Source organism: Flavobacterium sp. SOK18b, assembly GCF_014156605.1.
GTDB lineage: Bacteria > Bacteroidota > Bacteroidia > Flavobacteriales > Flavobacteriaceae > Flavobacterium > Flavobacterium tiangeerense.
Window position 1 is genome coordinate 1 of sequence record NZ_QKNZ01000003.1, and the last position, 16,114, is coordinate 16,114.

The 16,114-nt window shown below is 35.4% G+C and carries 19 protein-coding genes and 1 riboswitch; of the genes, 13 read left to right on the forward strand and 6 right to left on the reverse strand.

What is annotated here, in order from left to right:
- Positions 1–154 precede the first annotated feature (154 nt).
- The 11 genes from DNC80_RS00470 to DNC80_RS00520 all read left to right on the forward strand — a co-directional run bounded on the left by DNC80_RS00470 (position 155) and on the right by DNC80_RS00520 (position 9,295).
- Entirely contained in the window at positions 155–808 is a 654-nt protein-coding gene (locus DNC80_RS00470) for a queuosine precursor transporter (protein ID WP_182648310.1), read from the forward strand.
- A complete protein-coding gene (locus DNC80_RS00475) occupies positions 805–1,374 on the forward strand; it encodes a DNA-3-methyladenine glycosylase I (protein WP_182648312.1) in 570 nt (189 codons plus the stop codon). Before DNC80_RS00470 ends, DNC80_RS00475 begins: the two co-directional genes overlap by 4 nt.
- A gap of 36 nt (positions 1,375–1,410) precedes the next feature.
- Positions 1,411–1,506: riboswitch (TPP riboswitch) on the forward strand.
- A 66-nt stretch (positions 1,507–1,572) separates the two neighbouring features.
- Positions 1,573–1,779: a sulfur carrier protein ThiS gene (gene thiS, locus DNC80_RS00480; protein WP_182648314.1), complete on the forward strand. Its 207-nt coding sequence runs from the start codon at positions 1,573–1,575 to the stop codon at positions 1,777–1,779.
- Positions 1,780–1,923: 144 nt separating this feature from the next.
- Positions 1,924–3,747 (forward strand): phosphomethylpyrimidine synthase ThiC, encoded by a 1,824-nt coding sequence (gene thiC / locus DNC80_RS00485; protein ID WP_182648316.1) that lies wholly within the window; start codon positions 1,924–1,926, stop codon positions 3,745–3,747.
- Between the two features lie 92 nt (positions 3,748–3,839).
- Entirely contained in the window at positions 3,840–4,430 is a 591-nt protein-coding gene (locus tag DNC80_RS00490; RefSeq protein ID WP_182648318.1) for a thiamine phosphate synthase, read from the forward strand.
- Positions 4,412–5,164, forward strand: a complete 753-nt coding sequence (locus tag DNC80_RS00495) for a hydroxymethylpyrimidine/phosphomethylpyrimidine kinase (protein ID WP_182648320.1) — start codon at positions 4,412–4,414, stop codon at positions 5,162–5,164. The genes DNC80_RS00490 and DNC80_RS00495 overlap by 19 nt, the downstream gene beginning before the upstream one ends.
- Positions 5,154–5,786, forward strand: a complete 633-nt coding sequence (locus DNC80_RS00500; protein ID WP_182648322.1) for a thiamine phosphate synthase — start codon at positions 5,154–5,156, stop codon at positions 5,784–5,786. The genes DNC80_RS00495 and DNC80_RS00500 overlap by 11 nt, the downstream gene beginning before the upstream one ends.
- Positions 5,773–6,543, forward strand: a complete 771-nt coding sequence (locus DNC80_RS00505; RefSeq protein ID WP_182648324.1) for a thiazole synthase — start codon at positions 5,773–5,775, stop codon at positions 6,541–6,543. Before DNC80_RS00500 ends, DNC80_RS00505 begins: the two co-directional genes overlap by 14 nt.
- A gap of 149 nt (positions 6,544–6,692) precedes the next feature.
- Positions 6,693–7,070 carry a GxxExxY protein gene (locus DNC80_RS00510; protein ID WP_182648326.1) on the forward strand — a complete coding sequence of 126 codons (378 nt, stop codon included), beginning with the start codon at positions 6,693–6,695 and terminating at the stop codon, positions 7,068–7,070.
- Positions 7,071–7,389: 319 nt separating this feature from the next.
- Positions 7,390–8,532 (forward strand): 2-iminoacetate synthase ThiH, encoded by a 1,143-nt coding sequence (gene thiH / locus DNC80_RS00515; RefSeq protein ID WP_182648327.1) that lies wholly within the window; start codon positions 7,390–7,392, stop codon positions 8,530–8,532.
- A gap of 52 nt (positions 8,533–8,584) precedes the next feature.
- The gene (locus DNC80_RS00520) at positions 8,585–9,295 is read left to right on the forward strand and encodes a HesA/MoeB/ThiF family protein (RefSeq protein WP_182648329.1); all 711 of its coding nucleotides are present in this window, start codon (positions 8,585–8,587) and stop codon (positions 9,293–9,295) included.
- A 187-nt stretch (positions 9,296–9,482) separates the two neighbouring features.
- Here the strand turns inward: DNC80_RS00520 and aat are convergent, their stop codons facing one another.
- The 3 genes from aat to DNC80_RS00535 form a co-directional block, all read right to left on the reverse strand.
- Complete coding sequence (gene aat / locus DNC80_RS00525; protein ID WP_182648331.1) at positions 9,483–10,121, reverse strand: leucyl/phenylalanyl-tRNA--protein transferase; 639 nt, start codon at positions 10,119–10,121, stop codon at positions 9,483–9,485.
- A gap of 110 nt (positions 10,122–10,231) precedes the next feature.
- Positions 10,232–10,612, reverse strand: a complete 381-nt coding sequence (locus DNC80_RS00530) for a DUF3127 domain-containing protein (RefSeq protein ID WP_086453648.1) — start codon at positions 10,610–10,612, stop codon at positions 10,232–10,234.
- 24 nt (positions 10,613–10,636) lie between these two features.
- Positions 10,637–11,518: a flavin reductase family protein gene (locus DNC80_RS00535; protein WP_182648333.1), complete on the reverse strand. Its 882-nt coding sequence runs from the start codon at positions 11,516–11,518 to the stop codon at positions 10,637–10,639.
- A gap of 274 nt (positions 11,519–11,792) precedes the next feature.
- Here DNC80_RS00535 and DNC80_RS00540 point away from each other — a divergent pair, with 274 nt between their 5' ends.
- A complete protein-coding gene (locus tag DNC80_RS00540; protein ID WP_182648335.1) occupies positions 11,793–12,629 on the forward strand; it encodes a CPBP family intramembrane glutamic endopeptidase in 837 nt (278 codons plus the stop codon).
- Positions 12,630–12,729: 100 nt separating this feature from the next.
- Positions 12,730–13,878, forward strand: a complete 1,149-nt coding sequence (locus tag DNC80_RS00545) for a HAMP domain-containing sensor histidine kinase (RefSeq protein WP_182648337.1) — start codon at positions 12,730–12,732, stop codon at positions 13,876–13,878.
- Here the strand turns inward: DNC80_RS00545 and DNC80_RS00550 are convergent.
- The 3 genes from DNC80_RS00550 to greA all read right to left on the reverse strand — a co-directional run bounded on the left by DNC80_RS00550 (position 13,875) and on the right by greA (position 16,054).
- Complete coding sequence (locus tag DNC80_RS00550; RefSeq protein WP_182648339.1) at positions 13,875–15,047, reverse strand: transglutaminase domain-containing protein; 1,173 nt, start codon at positions 15,045–15,047, stop codon at positions 13,875–13,877. The two genes, DNC80_RS00545 and DNC80_RS00550, sit on opposite strands and share 4 nt — an antisense overlap.
- Positions 15,048–15,146: 99 nt before the next feature.
- Positions 15,147–15,536, reverse strand: a complete 390-nt coding sequence (locus DNC80_RS00555) for an HIT family protein (protein WP_182648341.1) — start codon at positions 15,534–15,536, stop codon at positions 15,147–15,149.
- Between the two features lie 41 nt (positions 15,537–15,577).
- On the reverse strand, positions 15,578–16,054 hold the full coding sequence (gene greA, locus DNC80_RS00560) for a transcription elongation factor GreA (protein WP_144889642.1): 477 nt from the start codon (positions 16,052–16,054) through the stop codon (positions 15,578–15,580).
- Between the last annotated feature and the right edge of the window lie 60 nt (positions 16,055–16,114).

The window sequence follows — 16,114 nt, forward strand, 5'->3', positions numbered from 1 at the left end:
AATTAACCAAATTTTTAATAGAATATTTTCTTACTTTAACTTTTAAATATTACTGATTACTAGCAAAATGGGGATTTAAAGATAAAACAGCTAGCCACATTACCAACTCTCTAATATTGTCATTAATTTATTAAATTTGATGAAAGTTTATTCTATGTTTAAAACCAAAAAAGAAGTTGTCTTTATCATCCTTTCTGGAATATTTATCACTAATGCCGTCACTGCTGAATTGATTGGTGGAAAACTGATACAAATAGGTCCGTTTGTAATGAGTATCGGTATTTTGCCTTGGCCGATTGTCTTTTTAACTACGGATTTAATTAACGATTATTTTGGCGAAAAAGGAGTGAAAAAATTATCCCTAATCACAGCTGGACTAATTGCCTACTCGTTTATTATTTTACTGCTGGCCATGAGTATTCCAGCCGCTAAAGGCATTAGCCCAGTAAATGATGCTCAATTTACCGCCGTTTTCGGTCAAAGTATGTGGATTATTGTGGGGAGTATCATTGCTTTTCTTATATCACAATTAATAGACGTTACTGTTTTTTGGTTTTTTAAAAACCGCACTGGAAACAAAAAAATATGGCTCAGAGCTACGGGTTCCACCATCATTTCACAATTGTTTGATTCTTTTATTGTTTTGGGAATTGCATTTTGGTTGCCAGGCAAAATCAACTTTGAAACCTTCCTAACCTCAGCCTTAACTGGCTATACTTTTAAGCTAGGTACAGCCATACTCTTGACTCCCTTAATTTACCTAGGTCACTACACTATTAAAAAATATTTAGCCACCGAAAAAGAATGATTACAACTGATAAAATACGTTGTGGCTGGTGTCATTCCAGTGATTTATACATGAAATACCATGACGAAGAATGGGGCGTTCCCGTATATGATGACACTACTCTATTTGAATTTTTACTTCTTGAAACCTTTCAAGCAGGCCTAAGTTGGATTACCATCTTGAACAAAAGAGAAAATTTCAAACTTGCTTTTGACCAGTTTGATTATAAAAAAATCGCCCAGTATTCTGATGATAAAATTCAAGATTTATTACAAGATGCAGGTATCATTCGCAACAAACTCAAAGTTTATTCGGCTGTGACCAACGCTCAAAATTTCATCACAATCCAAGAAGAATTTGGAAGTTTTTCGCAATACATTTGGGCTTTTGTAAATCACACACCTGTTAACAACTCCCCAAGAAACTTAAAAGAAGTTCCTTCTACTTCACCACTTTCTGATGCTATAAGTAAGGATTTAAAAAAACGCGGCTTTAAATTTGTGGGTTCCATCGTTATGTATGCCTTCATGCAAGCCACAGGCATGGTGAATGATCATGTAGAAAATTGTTGGAAACGAAATTCATAATTTATAATTCATAATTCATAATTTTCACTACATTTGTTCACACTTTAGGGGTGTCTACCACGGTAGGCTGAGATTTTACCCTCTGAACCTGATCTAGTTCATACTAGCGTAGGGAAAAGTAAGATGACTTCATTGTACCATAATTGGGTACCATCGTAGCCATTCCTAAAGTATACCTATATACTAAACTCAACAGGAATGGAATTAAAAATCAACAACCAAACAAAACATTTTTCCGCCAAGAGCCTAACGGTTCAAGCACTTCTTGACCTCGAAATTCCTTTAAAACAAAACGGAATTGCTGTGGCCATCAACAATACCGTCATTCCAAAATCCAATTGGAATTTACATCCCATACAAGAAACCGATACCATTCTTATCATCTCCGCAACTCAAGGCGGATAAAGAGTCTTCAGTCGCAGTTTTCAGTTTTTAGTGCGAAAATCAGACAATTTTCAAATTCAAATCAAAATAAAAAAATCTGTATTAATCCGTGTCTTCGCTTTAGCGAATCGGTGTCATCCGTGTCCAATCCATAATCACAAACCAATGAACAACGAAGAAAAAATATCTAGAACCCCGTTTCCAAATTCCAAAAAAGTGTACATCGATGGAGAAATCTACCCCATAAAAGTAGCGATGCGTGAAATTTCGCTCGCAGATACTAAACTATCCAATGGCAGAATAGAAAAAAATCCACCGGTAACAGTTTACGACACTTCAGGCCCTTTTACAGATCCTAATCTCGAAATTGATATTCGCAAAGGACTGCCCCGAATACGCGAACAATGGATTCTGGACCGTAATGATGTAGAAGAACTAACCGAAATCTCCTCCGAATACGGAAAATCACGTTTAAATGATGAAAAGTTAGATCACTTGCGTTTTGAATATTTACACAAACCCATGCGTGCCAAAAAAGGTGCCAATGTGACCCAATTATATTACGCCAAACAAGGCATTATCACTCCCGAAATGGAATACATCGCCATTCGTGAAAACCAACGCATCGAACAACTAAACGAGCAAACAAAAGCAATGCAATGCCAACACGCTGGAAATAGTTTTGGAGCAAATACACCAAAAACTAAAATCACGGCTGAATTTGTTCGTAGCGAAGTAGCAAGAGGGCGAGCTATTATCCCCAACAACATCAACCATCCCGAAAGCGAACCAATGATTGTAGGACGTAATTTTTTAGTGAAAATTAATGCCAATATTGGGAATAGCGCAGTTACTTCAAGCATCGAAGAAGAAGTAGAAAAAGCTGTTTGGGCTTGTCGTTGGGGAGCTGATACCATTATGGATTTATCAACCGGAAAAAACATTCACGAAACCAGAGAATGGATTATTCGTAATTCACCTGTTCCCATTGGTACGGTACCAATTTACCAAGCCTTAGAAAAAGTAAATGGTGTAGCCGAAGATTTGACTTGGGAAGTTTTCCGCGATACCCTAATCGAACAAGCAGAACAAGGCGTTTCTTATTTCACCATTCACGCTGGTGTTTTATTGCGCTATATTCATTTGACTGCTAACCGTGTTACAGGAATTGTTTCTCGCGGTGGTTCTATTATGGCCAAATGGTGTTTGTTCCACCATAAAGAAAACTTTTTGTACACCCATTTCGAAGAGATTTGCGAAATTATGAAACAATACGACGTTGCCTTTTCATTGGGAGACGGATTACGCCCAGGTTCTATCGCCGATGCCAACGATGCAGCACAATTCGCCGAATTAGAGACGCTGGGCGAACTAACAAAAATCGCTTGGAAACACGACGTTCAAGTCTTTATTGAAGGGCCAGGTCACGTACCTATGCATATGATTAAAGAAAATATGGAAAAGCAATTAGAACATTGTGACGAAGCTCCATTTTACACTTTGGGTCCATTAACAACAGATATCGCTCCGGGTTACGATCACATCACTTCTGCCATTGGAGCCGCTATGATTGGCTGGTACGGTTGCGCTATGTTGTGTTATGTTACCCCAAAAGAACACCTTGGTTTACCCAATAAAAAAGATGTAAAAGATGGTGTGATTACTTATAAAATTGCCGCACACGCAGCTGATTTAGCCAAAGGTCACCCAGGAGCACAATACCGTGACAATGCCTTGAGCAAAGCCCGTTTCGAATTCCGTTGGGAAGACCAGTTCAACCTATCATTAGATCCAGATACTGCTCGAGAATTTCACGATGAAACCTTGCCTGCAGACGGTGCAAAAGTGGCTCACTTCTGCTCGATGTGTGGACCAAAATTCTGCTCTATGAAGATTTCTCAGGAAATTCGTGACGTTGCTGAAGCCGAGAAAGGAATGGCTGCAAAATCCGAAGAGTTTATTGAACAGGGAAAAGAAATTTATATTTAAGACAATTGAAAAATTAAATGATTTAACAATTTAAAAATTCTTGAATTTAAACCATTTTAAATCTTTCAATCTTTAAATCCTTAAATCTAAAAATGATTGTAATCACAAGTCCAATTCAAATAGCAAACGAAATCAACACCATACACGCTCTCTTTGAGAATGGATTGGAGTTGCTTCATATCAGAAAACCTGATTTTTCAGAAACAGAAATGAAAACATTTGTATCGAAAATAAAAACTGAATTCAGACACCGATTGGTTTTGCATAGTCATCATCATTTAGCGTTAGAATTAGGAATTGATCGCATTCATTTAACAGAAAAAAACAGAATCGCAACATCCCAAGAAAGCTTAGAAAACTGGAAAAAAAGTGGATACACACTATCCACCTCTATTCATCAAATGTCCGATTTTGAAGAGCTATCAAGTGTTTTTGATTACGCTTTTTTTGGCCCTGTTTTCAAAAGTATTTCAAAACCTAATTATGTTTCGAATCTGGATTTCAAAAAAGAATTAGAACAAAGAAAAAATAACAAAACCGCATTGATTGCTCTGGGAGGAATTACATCCGAAAATATCGAAACTGCATTAGCATTTGGTTTTGATGATGTAGCACTTTTAGGCACTATTTGGAACAACAACCATTCAATAGAAAATTTTAAACTATGTCACGACCTTTTGTAGTAAGCATTGCAGGCTTGGATCCTTCAGCAGGTGCAGGTCTTTTGGCAGATGTAAAGACGTTCGAGCAACATCAGGTGTATGGCTTTGCAATTAGTACAGCAAATACCATTCAAACCGAGAATGAATTTGTAGCAATACAATGGACAGATTTGGATTTTGTTATGCAATCTGTTGAAACAATATTTAATACATACGATATAAAAGCCGTAAAAATTGGAATTGTACCTTCTTTGGCTTTTTTAAAAGCAGTTGTTTTTTTGATCAAAAAGCTTTCGCCAGAAACAAAAATAGTTTGGGACACTGTTTTAAAATCAACTACAAAATTTGATTTTTTAACGATTAAAAACCAAACTACTTTGATTGAAATACTGAAAGAAATTGATTTGATCACTCCCAATTACAATGAGATTTTACAATTATCTTCTAAAGGATTTAATGCAGAAACAACAGCCATTTTACTTTCGAAACATTGCCCCGTTTTGTTAAAAGGCGGTCACAATCCAGACGAAATTGGCTCTGATTATTTGTATTTAGAAAATGAATATTTCAATCTGGAACCAAATAGTACTACTATTTTCGACAAACACGGGTCAGGTTGCGTGTTATCATCGGCCATTACAGCTCATTTAGCTTTGGGACAAGAACTAAAAACGGCTTGTGCCAATGCCAAAAAATATATAGAAGCCTACTTACAATCTAACCCCACAAAACTAGGATATCATTATGTACCATAAACTGCAATATATTTCTCAAGGAAACACCGTCGAAGAACAATTGTTAAATATTCGCAATGCGCTTGACAACGGTTGTGAGTGGATTCAGTTGCGTTTCAAAAATGCTTCCACCGCCGAACTGTTTGATGTTGCAGAAACCGCAAAAATTTTGTGCGATGTATTTTCTGCGTATTTAATCATCAATGACAATGTGCACCTAGCACAGCAATTAGATGCGGATGGAGTTCATGTAGGTTTAACCGATATGAATGTAGCAGCGGCGAGAACTATTTTAGGTCGTGAAAAAATTATCGGAGCAACTGCCAATACTTTTGAAGATATTCAAAATCACATTGAAAATGGCTGTAATTACATTGGTTTAGGTCCGTTCCAATTTACAGCAACAAAACAAAAATTAAGTCCGATTTTAGGGTTTGATGGCTACCGCAGCATTATCGAAAAGATGAAAGCTAAAGAAATACAAATTCCCATTTATGCTATTGGAGGAATCCAACTTACAAACGTTGAAAGCATAATGGAAACTGGCGTTAACGGGATTGCTGTTTCGGGTTTAATTACCCAAAGTGAAAATCCATCCGAATTAATCACACAACTAAACGAAAAACTATATGTTACCATTTAAAATAGGAGATAAAACCTTTGAATCGCGCTTGTTTTTAGGAACAGGGAAATTCGGTTCCAACCAACAAATGGAAGAAGCTATTTTGGCATCCGGAAGTGAATTGGTTACCGTCGCCTTAAAACGTATCGATTTAGAAACCGAAACCGATGCCATTTTAGCCCATCTTAAACATCCAAACATTAATTTATTACCCAATACTTCGGGAGCAAGAAATGCGAAAGAGGCTGTATTCGCAGCGCAACTAGCTAGAGAAGCTTTGGAGACCAATTGGCTCAAACTCGAAATCCATCCCGATCCAAGGTACTTGTTACCCGACCCGATTGAAACTTTGAAAGCAACTGAAGAACTAGCTAAATTAGGATTCATTGTTTTGCCTTACATTCACGCCGATCCTGTTTTATGCAAACGTTTGGAAGATGCCGGAACATCAGCGGTAATGCCTTTAGGATCTCCAATTGGAAGTAACAAAGGATTAAAAACAATTGATTTTTTAGAGATTATTATCGAGCAATCTAAAGTCCCTGTCATAATCGACGCAGGAATTGGAGCGTCATCCGATGCCGCAAAAGCAATGGAATTAGGCGCTGATGCTGTTTTGGTAAACACCGCTATTGCTGTTGCTGGAAATCCAAAACTGATGGCTGAAGCTTTTAAGGAAGCGGTAATTGCAGGACGAAAAGCATACGAAGCACAATTGGCACAAAAGGTAAATCGAGCGGTGGCTTCAAGTCCTTTAACGGCATTTTTATACAAGTAATTTTTAAATTGGCACGCAGGTTTTACAGATTTACGCAGATAAAATGAAAACATATTTAAAAAGAACTAAAAAATCTGTATGCAAAAAACACAATCATTTTTAAAGAAATTTACTATATTCAATTATAATTAATTCAAAATTTCTATAAAATGACAGAAAATGAAATTTCATATCAAATAAGAGGAGCAATTTTCAAAGTTTATAACACACTAGGTCCAGGTTTGTTTGAATCTGTATATGAAAGTGCGTTATACTATGAATTAACTAAATTGGATTTAAAAGTGCAGAGACAATTTGAAATCGCCATTCCTTATGATGAAATCATATTAGATGTTGCTTTCAAAATTGATTTACTAGTTGAAGATAAAGTAATTATTGAATTGAAATCTGTGGAAAATTTAGCGCCTATTCATTATAAACAAATTACAAATTATTTAAAATTGACTGATAAAAAACTGGGTTTGTTAGTTAATTTCAATACCGTCTCGATTTTAGAGGATATTAAGCGGATTGCTAATAAAATATAATCACAATAAAATGGCATGCAAATTTTGCAGATCTACGCAGAGAAATTAAGGAACAGATGTGAAAAATCTGCGAAAATCTTTGAAAATCTGCGTGCCAAAAAAAGCAAAACAATGAACACATTCAAATCGGTTTTCGAACATTAGTTAATTTCGATATTGTCTCGATTTTAGAGGATATTAAGCGGATTGCAAATAAAATATAATTACAATAAAATGGCACGCAGATTTTGCAGATTTACGCAGAGAAATTGAGGAACAGATTTAAAAAAATCTGCAAAAATCTGCAAAATCTGCGTGCCAAAAAAAGCAGCTTAAAAAGATGAACACATTTATATCGGTTTTTGAACAATACGACTGGGATACAATTCAAACCAAGATCTATCAGACAACTACCATAGAAGTCGAGCAAGCTTTAGCTAAAACCAAACGCAATCTGGATGATTTTCTAGCTTTGATTTCGCCTGCTGCCCAACCTTATTTGGAACAAATGGCGCAAATAAGTCACGAATTAACCAAAAAGCGTTTTGGCAAAACCATCCAAATGTATGCGCCTTTGTATTTGAGCAACGAATGCCAAAATATTTGTACCTATTGCGGCTTTAGTCTGGACAACAAAATCAAACGAAAAACCCTAACCGAAAGCGAAATCACACTCGAAGTTGAAGCCCTAAAAAAAGCAGGATTTGACCACGTTTTATTAGTAACTGGCGAAGCCAATTATACGGTAAACATCAATTATTTTCTAAAGTCTGTAACTCAAATAAAAAATGATTTTTCGACAATTTCTGTGGAAGTGCAACCTATATCCACAGAAGAATACCTACAATTGCACCAAACTGGAGTGTATTCCGTTTTAGTTTATCAGGAAACCTATCATCGGGATGTTTACAAACAATACCACACCAAAGGGAAAAAATCTAATTTCGATTTTCGTTTAGAAACTCCAGATCGGGTTGGAACTGCTGGAATTCATAAAATTGGTTTAGGGGTTTTGTTAGGATTAGAGGATTGGCGCACTGATAGTTTTTTCAATGCTTTACACTTGGATTATCTCCAAAAAACGTATTGGAAAACCAAATACACGGTTTCTTTTCCACGATTGCGTCCTGCGGAAGGAGTGATTCAACCCAACTTTATTATGGATGACAAAGATTTGACGCAGTTGATTTGCGCCTACCGTCTGTGGAACGAAGATTTGGAAATCTCCATTTCGACCCGTGAAAATGAAAAATTCAGAAATAATATTATTCCGCTTGGTACAACGAGTATGAGTGCGGGTTCCAAAACCAATCCAGGTGGTTATGTAATCGATCCTCAATCTTTAGAACAGTTTGAGATTAGTGATGAACGTTCTGTTGCCGAAATTGCCCAAATGATTACCCAAAAAGGCTATGAACCCGTTTGGAAAGATTGGGATAGAACCTTTAGTCAAATGTCAAAAGTACTCGACTTTCCTTTATAGCTCAGCTTTTAACTTTCTACTTTAAGATTTTCAAACTTTAAGACACAATAAAATGAGTGTAATACAAGAATTTTTACGATACAACCGACAAACTATGTTGCCCGAAATTGGTGATTCAGGACAAGAAAAACTCAAACAAGCGAAGATTTTAGTCATTGGCGCTGGCGGTTTAGGCTGTCCTATTTTGCAATACCTCGCTACAGCTGGTGTGGGCCACATTGGCATTATTGATTTTGACAAAATAGAAATTCACAACTTGCACAGGCAAATACTTTACACCGAAGATCAGGTGGGTTTATCCAAAGCTTTAACAGCCAAAGAAACCGTTGAAAAACTCAACCCATTGATAAACGTTACGGCTTATAACCAAAAATTAACTGCCGAAAATGCCTTAACCCTTATTGCTCAATATGATTTTGTGGTTGATGGTTCTGATAATTTTGCCACTCGTTATTTAGTGAATGATACATGTGTAGCTTTGGGCAAACCCTTGGTTTATGGCAGTATTTTAGGTTTTGAAGGTCAGTTAGCTGTTTATAATCACAACGGAAGTAAAAATCTTCGGGATTTATTTCCAGAGCCTCCCAATCCAAAAGACGTACCAAATTGCAGTTTGAATGGTGTGCTAGGCACTTTACCAGGGATGATAGGAACGATGATGGCACACGAAACCTTAAAATTAATTATGGGTTTACCAACTTTAAAAAATGAATTGGTTCTGTATCAAACTTTAGATTGGAATTTTACCAAGTTGCAGTTTTAGTTGTTTGCAGCAAACCATAAAGTACTGAAAAAATCAGGTGTTTTGCCCCAGATGGACGTGGAAAGCCCGGACTGAAAAGCCTATTTTTTAGAGACAGCAAAGAGCGACCGGCAGGAAGCTCCTTTGATGGCTTTAGAAAAAATAAGGCTTTGAGGGAGGACTTGTAACAGACAGCTGGAATTAGGCCCTACTGCTGCTGCAAAATTTGCATAAACTCCTCGCGAGAAATTTCTCGGCAACCTAAACTTTCGAGATGTGGATTGTAAACTTGACAATCGAGCAGCTTATAATTTTCTTTTTTTAAGTGGTTTACCAAGGCAATAAACGCCACTTTTGAAGCATTAGAAACTAACGAAAACATGCTTTCACCGCAGAAAACATAACCCAAATCAACTCCATACAAACCGCCAACTAAGATATCATCTTGCCACACTTCAACTGATTTTGCAATACCTAATTCGTGCAATTTGCAATAGGCCTCAATCATGTCATTAGTAATCCAAGTGCCGTTTTGACCGTCGCGTTTTACTTTTTGACAATAGGAAATCACATGTCTAAAATTTTGATTGAAAGTAACCGAAAATTCGCCTTTATTGAGAATGTTGCGCATGCTTTTGGAGATTTTTAACTCCTCAAGAAACAAAACCATTCTTGGGTTTGGCGACCACCAAAAGATTGGATCTCCGGTTTCAAACCAAGGAAAAATACCGCTTTTGTAGGCTAACTGCAGGCGTTCTGGAGATAAATCCCCACCAATAGCAAGAATGCCATCTCGATTGGCTTTATTTACTTCGGGAAAATATAAAATATCAGAAAGGTAATGCATGATAAATAAATTATAAAGAAAACGGCAGGTATGCTCAAAAAAAAATCCAAATTCCAATATGAAGAAAGCTTCAACTTAGAATTTGGATTAATATACTTTGGAATTTTATTTTAGAACGGCAAATCGTCTGCTTCCTCTTCGTTAAAACTAGTTGCTGGTGCAAATGTTTCTGCAGATGGCATAGGAGGCATTTGCTGAGCAGAAGGACTTTCCGCTTGTAATTTCCCTATTCTCCATCCTTGAATAGTGTTAAAATAAACCGTTTCACCTTGTGCATTTGTCCACTCTCTTCCTCTCAAGTTAATATCAATTTTTACAGCTTCACCTACTTGAAAATTATTCAACAAATCACATTTATCTTGAACAAACTGAACCGAAATATGTTGCGGATATTGCTCATCAGTTGTTACTACAACATCTCTTTTTTTGAAACCTCCAGATCCAACTTCTTTAGTTTGATCGATCATTTTAATTTTTCCTGTTACTTCCATCTTCTCTATATTTATTGTTATGCTCTATTTTAAAGTATCGGCTAAAAGGACCTTCCATGCCGAGACTACATCATTATCGTTAAGGTATTTTTTTGCCGTAAGATGCACTTTTTCAGTATCATCTGAGCTCAAAACAGCTTTAACTGCAAAATTTTGCTGTACAAATATACTAACTTCTTCGGTTGTAGGCAAGGCTTCCACATTTCCTAAAATCCCCAAATCATTTCCGTTAAAAACCTTACTTTCTTTTATAAAATTTGGAATAGCATCTACGCCAATCCCTAAGGTTGCCAATGGTTTTGGCACTTCAAAAAGTCCTTGATTGGATCTAGAATACCAATTGCCGCCTAAGCGCGAAACTAAGTCAATTTTATGTTGATCGATAGCGCCGTTACTGTCTAAAACGGCCTCGTCAATATGAATTTTTACAACTTCACACACGACTAAATTACCCGCGCCACCCTCTGAACCCAAAGCAATAATTTGATTGACTTTGCACTCAAATTGTACTGGAGATTCTTTTACTCTATATGGCTTAACAATATGTGAAGGCACAGGCGTTAATCCTGATTTTACAAACTCATCTACTCCATCAGCATACTCTGTGCTGGCTAAGGAAATTTGTTGAACCATATCGTAGTTCACTACATTGATCACTACTTCTTTGGTAGCTTCGGCATTGATCAAAGTGTGTTTTATTGAGTTGTCTCGCACGCGGCGTGCCGGTGAGAAAATAAGAATAGGTGGATTAGCACTAAAAACATTAAAAAAACTAAACGGAGAAACATTGGCATTGCCATTTTCATCCATCGTACTGGCAAAAGCGATAGGTCTGGGCCCAACAGAACTTTGTAAATACCCTTGTAATTTTGCGGTTTCAATACTTTTAGGATCAATAGTAATCATAGATTTTTTATTTAGTGCTGTAGCATACAAAAGTAGACAAATCAATTAAGTTTAGAAAGCCGTGTCCCCAAATTAGAATGAAATTAGATCAAGATTAATTTTGGTGAAATTTCTTAGTAAAAACTAAAATAGTAAAACATTTATTTCTTTATATTTATGCACACTAATTTAATGGACACCGTTTTGAAATTTTATTTGAGATTTTGGAACGCAGTTTTCCATAAATTATATAGACTATCATTCGGTAAAGTATAAAAAAATAAAACAACAAAAAATGGCAGAAATAAGTAATGAAGAAAGTTATCCCAATATTCGAGAAAGTTGGAGAGTGCTAGGAACGATAATATTATTTCAATTGTTATTTAGTATTACAGTAACACCATTTGAAACAACTTTAGGAAAAGAACTCACCTCCTTAATTTCTTATGTTCTGACAATGGGGACTACTTTTGTTATTATTCATCGTAAAAGGATAAATAGACAAGAGACAAGTAATTATGATTTTGGAATTGGTTCGATAAAAATTGTTTTACTGCTTTGCTTTGCGACAGTTGCAATTCTAATAGGAATAGAATTTCCTATTGTTAGCCAAATCCCAATTCCAGAATATATGCAAAAGATACTTCTCGACAGTGAAAGTGACACGGGTGTGTATTCATTTATTACTATAGTTATTGCTGCTCCTATTCTTGAAGAATTGATATTTAGAGGAATTATTCTAAATGGACTTTTAAAAAGCTACTCTCCACTAAAGTCAATAATTATTTCAAGTTTGCTTTTTGGTCTAATGCATTTGAATCCTGGGCAGTTTATAGGGGCTTCTATGGGTGGAATTTTATCAGGTTGGGTTTATTTTAAAACAAAAAAAATAACTCTACCCATTATAATACACATGACTAATAATTTTCTAGCCTTTCTTGCCATATATTTTGGTTCAAGAAATGTGAATTTAACTAAATCAACAAGCGAGTACTCACTAACTGAATTATATGGAGGAACGACAAACCTAATTATAATATTAACTGTAGCAGTAACCATAGCACTAAGTTCTATTTATCTACTTGACAAAGAATTTCAGAAAAAACAAAAAAATAGCTACACATTACACTAGAATAAAATAAAGTGGTCATTTCTTTGATTAAAAATTCTTTGGTAAAAACTAAAATACAAGCGCATTTATTTCGTTATATTTAGCACTAAAATCCATTAGTATGCAGTTTTCCGAAAGAAGAGTTAACACCCGCTGGGTTATTATTTTCGCATCGTTTTTTATCATTAGTTTAATTCTCTGGAATACGTATACTTTTTTTCAAATTTTCAAGAATGAAGAGCGCTTGAAAATGAATCTTTGGGCGCAGGCCCAAAAAACATTAATTAACGCCGATGAAAATACTGAGGTTGAATTGCCATTACAGATTTTTAGCAATAACACATCAATCCCAATTATGTTAACCGAAAATGACAGCATCATCAATACGGTTAATATTGACGAGGAAAATTTGTTAAAAAGCAAAAAGGCTATCACGATACTAAACACCTTAAAATCAGAAAATGATCCCATTGTTATAGAATATGTTCCTGGAAAATTTCAAAAACTATATTACGGCAACTCTTCCCTATTAAACAAATTGAAATATTACCCCCTTGCGCTGGTTTTAATAATTGTTCTTTTTGGGGGATTAGTGTACAATTACTACCGCAGCACAAAAATGGCAACTCAAAACAAATTGTGGGCTGGAATGGCAAAGGAAACAGCACATCAAATAGGTACGCCATTATCTTCTCTTATTGGCTGGGTTGAAATTTTAAAATCTGAAAATATTGCTGAAAGCACTACCCAAGAAATCGAAAAAGATATTGAACGCCTGCAAACTATTACAGATCGTTTTTCAAAAATTGGTTCTGAACCCAAACTAGAGCTTACAGATATTGTGCATGAAACCCAACAATCTTATGATTATTTGCAATCTCGATTTTCAAAACAAATTCAGTTTTCATTTAGCGCTCCACAAGCAACTATTAAGGTCATGCTAAACCCAATTTTATACAGTTGGACTATTGAAAACCTGGTAAAAAATGCTATTGATGCCATGAAAGGTAAAGGAAATTTACACCTTGAAATCACTACTGATCAAGAAGTAGTAAAAATCAACATTACTGATACCGGAAGCGGCATCCCTAAAAAACAGTTTCAAACTATATTTGAACCGGGTTTTACCACAAAAAAAAGAGGTTGGGGACTAGGACTCTCGTTAACAAAAAGAATTGTAGAAGAATATCATAAAGGAAACATAAAAGTATTACAGTCCGAAATAGGCAAAGGCACCACGATGCAAGTGAGTTTAAAAAAATTAATTTAGTTTAACGGAACGCCAAACCAGGTAACTTTAGAAAACATTGTTTTTCTGACTATTTTAGACTTGCTCAAATAATTTTTTACAAACAGGGAGTGTTCCTCGGCTTGCGCCAAAGCTACTCCAATTGATTTTTTAATTGATTCCAAGTTAGATGTGTTTTGACTACCAACAGATCCCAGGCTGTAAATATTGTTCTGGCAATTGAGTAGTTTCTCTTTTGGTGTTTCAATCATGCTGCTAATTTCAGCATCTGACAAAGCTGGTTTAAACTTATTATTTCTGTAATAAATAAAATCATTCAATAGAAGAACTGCCAGATTCATTTCATTCACAATAGAATTCAATTTTTCAATATTTGTATTTTGTCGCAAATAAGTCAACTGTTGTTTTTTTCCTTCATAACGCTGCAAAATCATGGCGTTTTTCAATCCATTTTTCTCTATTCTTTCTGCCGAAGCAAATAATTTACCCGTTTCAGATAATGCATTATATTTGGTAATTTCATTCTCAAAATCAAAGTATTTCTTGGTTTTATTGATTTGAATTTTCCCTTCATAAAACTCATTATTGGTAATTGGATAATTCGAAAATTGCCACAAATAATCAAATGGAATGTGGGAAGCAATTATTGTAGAAGGACCTGCCATAAAATAATAATTGTTTAATTTTTTTGAAAACCTACCATTATTTACAAAGCCAGAACCCCAGGTTGGATCAAATATATACCACTTTTTATCAACTTTTGCAGCGATCCAAGCGTGGGCTAAATCACTTATTTTTCCGTTTTGCTTTGTATAACCTTCAATGATATAGGATTGAATTCCTGTTTTTTGCGAAAGCTCATTGAAAACTACTGCATAATGAATACAAACCCCTTTTTTAGTTCTTAACGTCTTTGCGATTTGTTCCTGTTCGGTTTCATTAAAATTTATGGTAAACATATTGGCCACATCATAGCTGATATTGGATGTAGTCCAATAAAAAACAGCTCTGATTTTATCCGTTTCTGTTTTGAAATTAGCGTTGATGTAGTTTGCAATTGCTTGCGTAGAAGTTGTTGCTTTAGCAGGAATTGCCGCCATTTTAGCATCAACTATAGCATATCCAGAATTTGCTTGTCCAAAACTCAACAAGGAGAAAAAGAAAAAAAACAACAAAAAAATGTTTTTCATAGTATATAATGTAGGCATCATAAAATAAAAAAGAGAACAGGTTTGCACCTATTCTCTATTAAACGAAAAGCATACCAAATTATTCTATTGATACAACTATTATAAATAGGTTTTTATGCTTGCTGCCAAAGCTTCAAATTCATCTTTGGATAACGTTACTTTATTTTGAAAACGCATTTCATCCATTTCATTCAATGGAATTAAATGAACGTGTGCATGTGGAACTTCGAGACCTATTACAGCCATACCTACGCGTTTGCAAGGAACTGCTTGCTCTAAAGCGACCGCAATTTTTTTTGAAAACTGCATTAAGCCAATATATAAATCGTCATCTATTTCAAAGATTTTGTCAATTTCTTGTTTTGGAACGCAAAGTGTATGTCCTTTTGCATTAGGGTTTACGTCTAAAAAAGCTATGAAATTTTCATCCTCTGCTATCTTGTAGCAAGGAATTTCTCCGTTGATTATTTTGGTAAAAATACTTGGCATCGTTGCAATTTAATGTATTAGAACTAAACTATTATTTAAAATTAGTCTCTTGAAATTTCAAGAATTTCAAACTTCAAAACTCCGTTTGGCACCGTAATTTCAGCAACTTCACCTACAGATTTCCCCAGTAAACCTTTCCCGATAGGTGAGGTAACTGATATTTTTCCAGTTTTAAGGTCGGCTTCGCTTTCTGCTACTAATGTGTATTTCATTTCCATTCCGTTGGTTTGGTTTTTGATTTTCACATTCGATAAAACTAGCACTTTAGAAAGGTCTAAATGGGATTCATCAATTAATCGAGCGTTTGAGTGTACCTCTTCTAGTTTAGCAATACGCATCTCAAGCATACCTTGTGCTTCTTTGGCTGCATCATACTCAGCATTCTCAGATAAATCTCCTTTATCTCTAGCCTCTGCAATATCTGCTGATGCTTTAGGACGCATCACGCTTTTTAGATAATCTAATTCTTCTCTTAATTTCTTTAATCCTTCTGCGGTGTAATACGATACTGTACTCATAATTTCATTAATTATATAAATAGAAAAAATCCCATCAGGACGGGATTTCTTTCCACAAAG

Excerpts from the sequence above, each read along its gene's own strand:
- DNC80_RS00470 (WP_182648310.1), top strand. The coding sequence starts at position 155 with ATGTTTAAAACCAAAAAAGAAGTTGTCTTTATCATCCTTTCTGGAATA.
- DNC80_RS00475 (WP_182648312.1), top strand. The coding sequence starts at position 805 with ATGATTACAACTGATAAAATACGTTGTGGCTGGTGTCATTCCAGTGAT.
- thiS (WP_182648314.1), top strand. The coding sequence starts at position 1,573 with ATGGAATTAAAAATCAACAACCAAACAAAACATTTTTCCGCCAAGAGC.
- thiC (WP_182648316.1), top strand. The coding sequence starts at position 1,924 with ATGAACAACGAAGAAAAAATATCTAGAACCCCGTTTCCAAATTCCAAA.
- DNC80_RS00490 (WP_182648318.1), top strand. The coding sequence starts at position 3,840 with ATGATTGTAATCACAAGTCCAATTCAAATAGCAAACGAAATCAACACC.
- DNC80_RS00495 (WP_182648320.1), top strand. The coding sequence starts at position 4,412 with ATGTCACGACCTTTTGTAGTAAGCATTGCAGGCTTGGATCCTTCAGCA.
- DNC80_RS00500 (WP_182648322.1), top strand. The coding sequence starts at position 5,154 with ATGTACCATAAACTGCAATATATTTCTCAAGGAAACACCGTCGAAGAA.
- DNC80_RS00505 (WP_182648324.1), top strand. The coding sequence starts at position 5,773 with ATGTTACCATTTAAAATAGGAGATAAAACCTTTGAATCGCGCTTGTTT.
- DNC80_RS00510 (WP_182648326.1), top strand. The coding sequence starts at position 6,693 with ATGACAGAAAATGAAATTTCATATCAAATAAGAGGAGCAATTTTCAAA.
- thiH (WP_182648327.1), top strand. The coding sequence starts at position 7,390 with ATGAACACATTTATATCGGTTTTTGAACAATACGACTGGGATACAATT.
- DNC80_RS00520 (WP_182648329.1), top strand. The coding sequence starts at position 8,585 with ATGAGTGTAATACAAGAATTTTTACGATACAACCGACAAACTATGTTG.
- aat (WP_182648331.1), bottom strand. The coding sequence starts at position 10,121 with ATGCATTACCTTTCTGATATTTTATATTTTCCCGAAGTAAATAAAGCC.
- DNC80_RS00530 (WP_086453648.1), bottom strand. The coding sequence starts at position 10,612 with ATGGAAGTAACAGGAAAAATTAAAATGATCGATCAAACTAAAGAAGTT.
- DNC80_RS00535 (WP_182648333.1), bottom strand. The coding sequence starts at position 11,518 with ATGATTACTATTGATCCTAAAAGTATTGAAACCGCAAAATTACAAGGG.
- DNC80_RS00540 (WP_182648335.1), top strand. The coding sequence starts at position 11,793 with ATGGCAGAAATAAGTAATGAAGAAAGTTATCCCAATATTCGAGAAAGT.
- DNC80_RS00545 (WP_182648337.1), top strand. The coding sequence starts at position 12,730 with ATGCAGTTTTCCGAAAGAAGAGTTAACACCCGCTGGGTTATTATTTTC.
- DNC80_RS00550 (WP_182648339.1), bottom strand. The coding sequence starts at position 15,047 with ATGAAAAACATTTTTTTGTTGTTTTTTTTCTTTTTCTCCTTGTTGAGT.
- DNC80_RS00555 (WP_182648341.1), bottom strand. The coding sequence starts at position 15,536 with ATGCCAAGTATTTTTACCAAAATAATCAACGGAGAAATTCCTTGCTAC.
- greA (WP_144889642.1), bottom strand. The coding sequence starts at position 16,054 with ATGAGTACAGTATCGTATTACACCGCAGAAGGATTAAAGAAATTAAGA.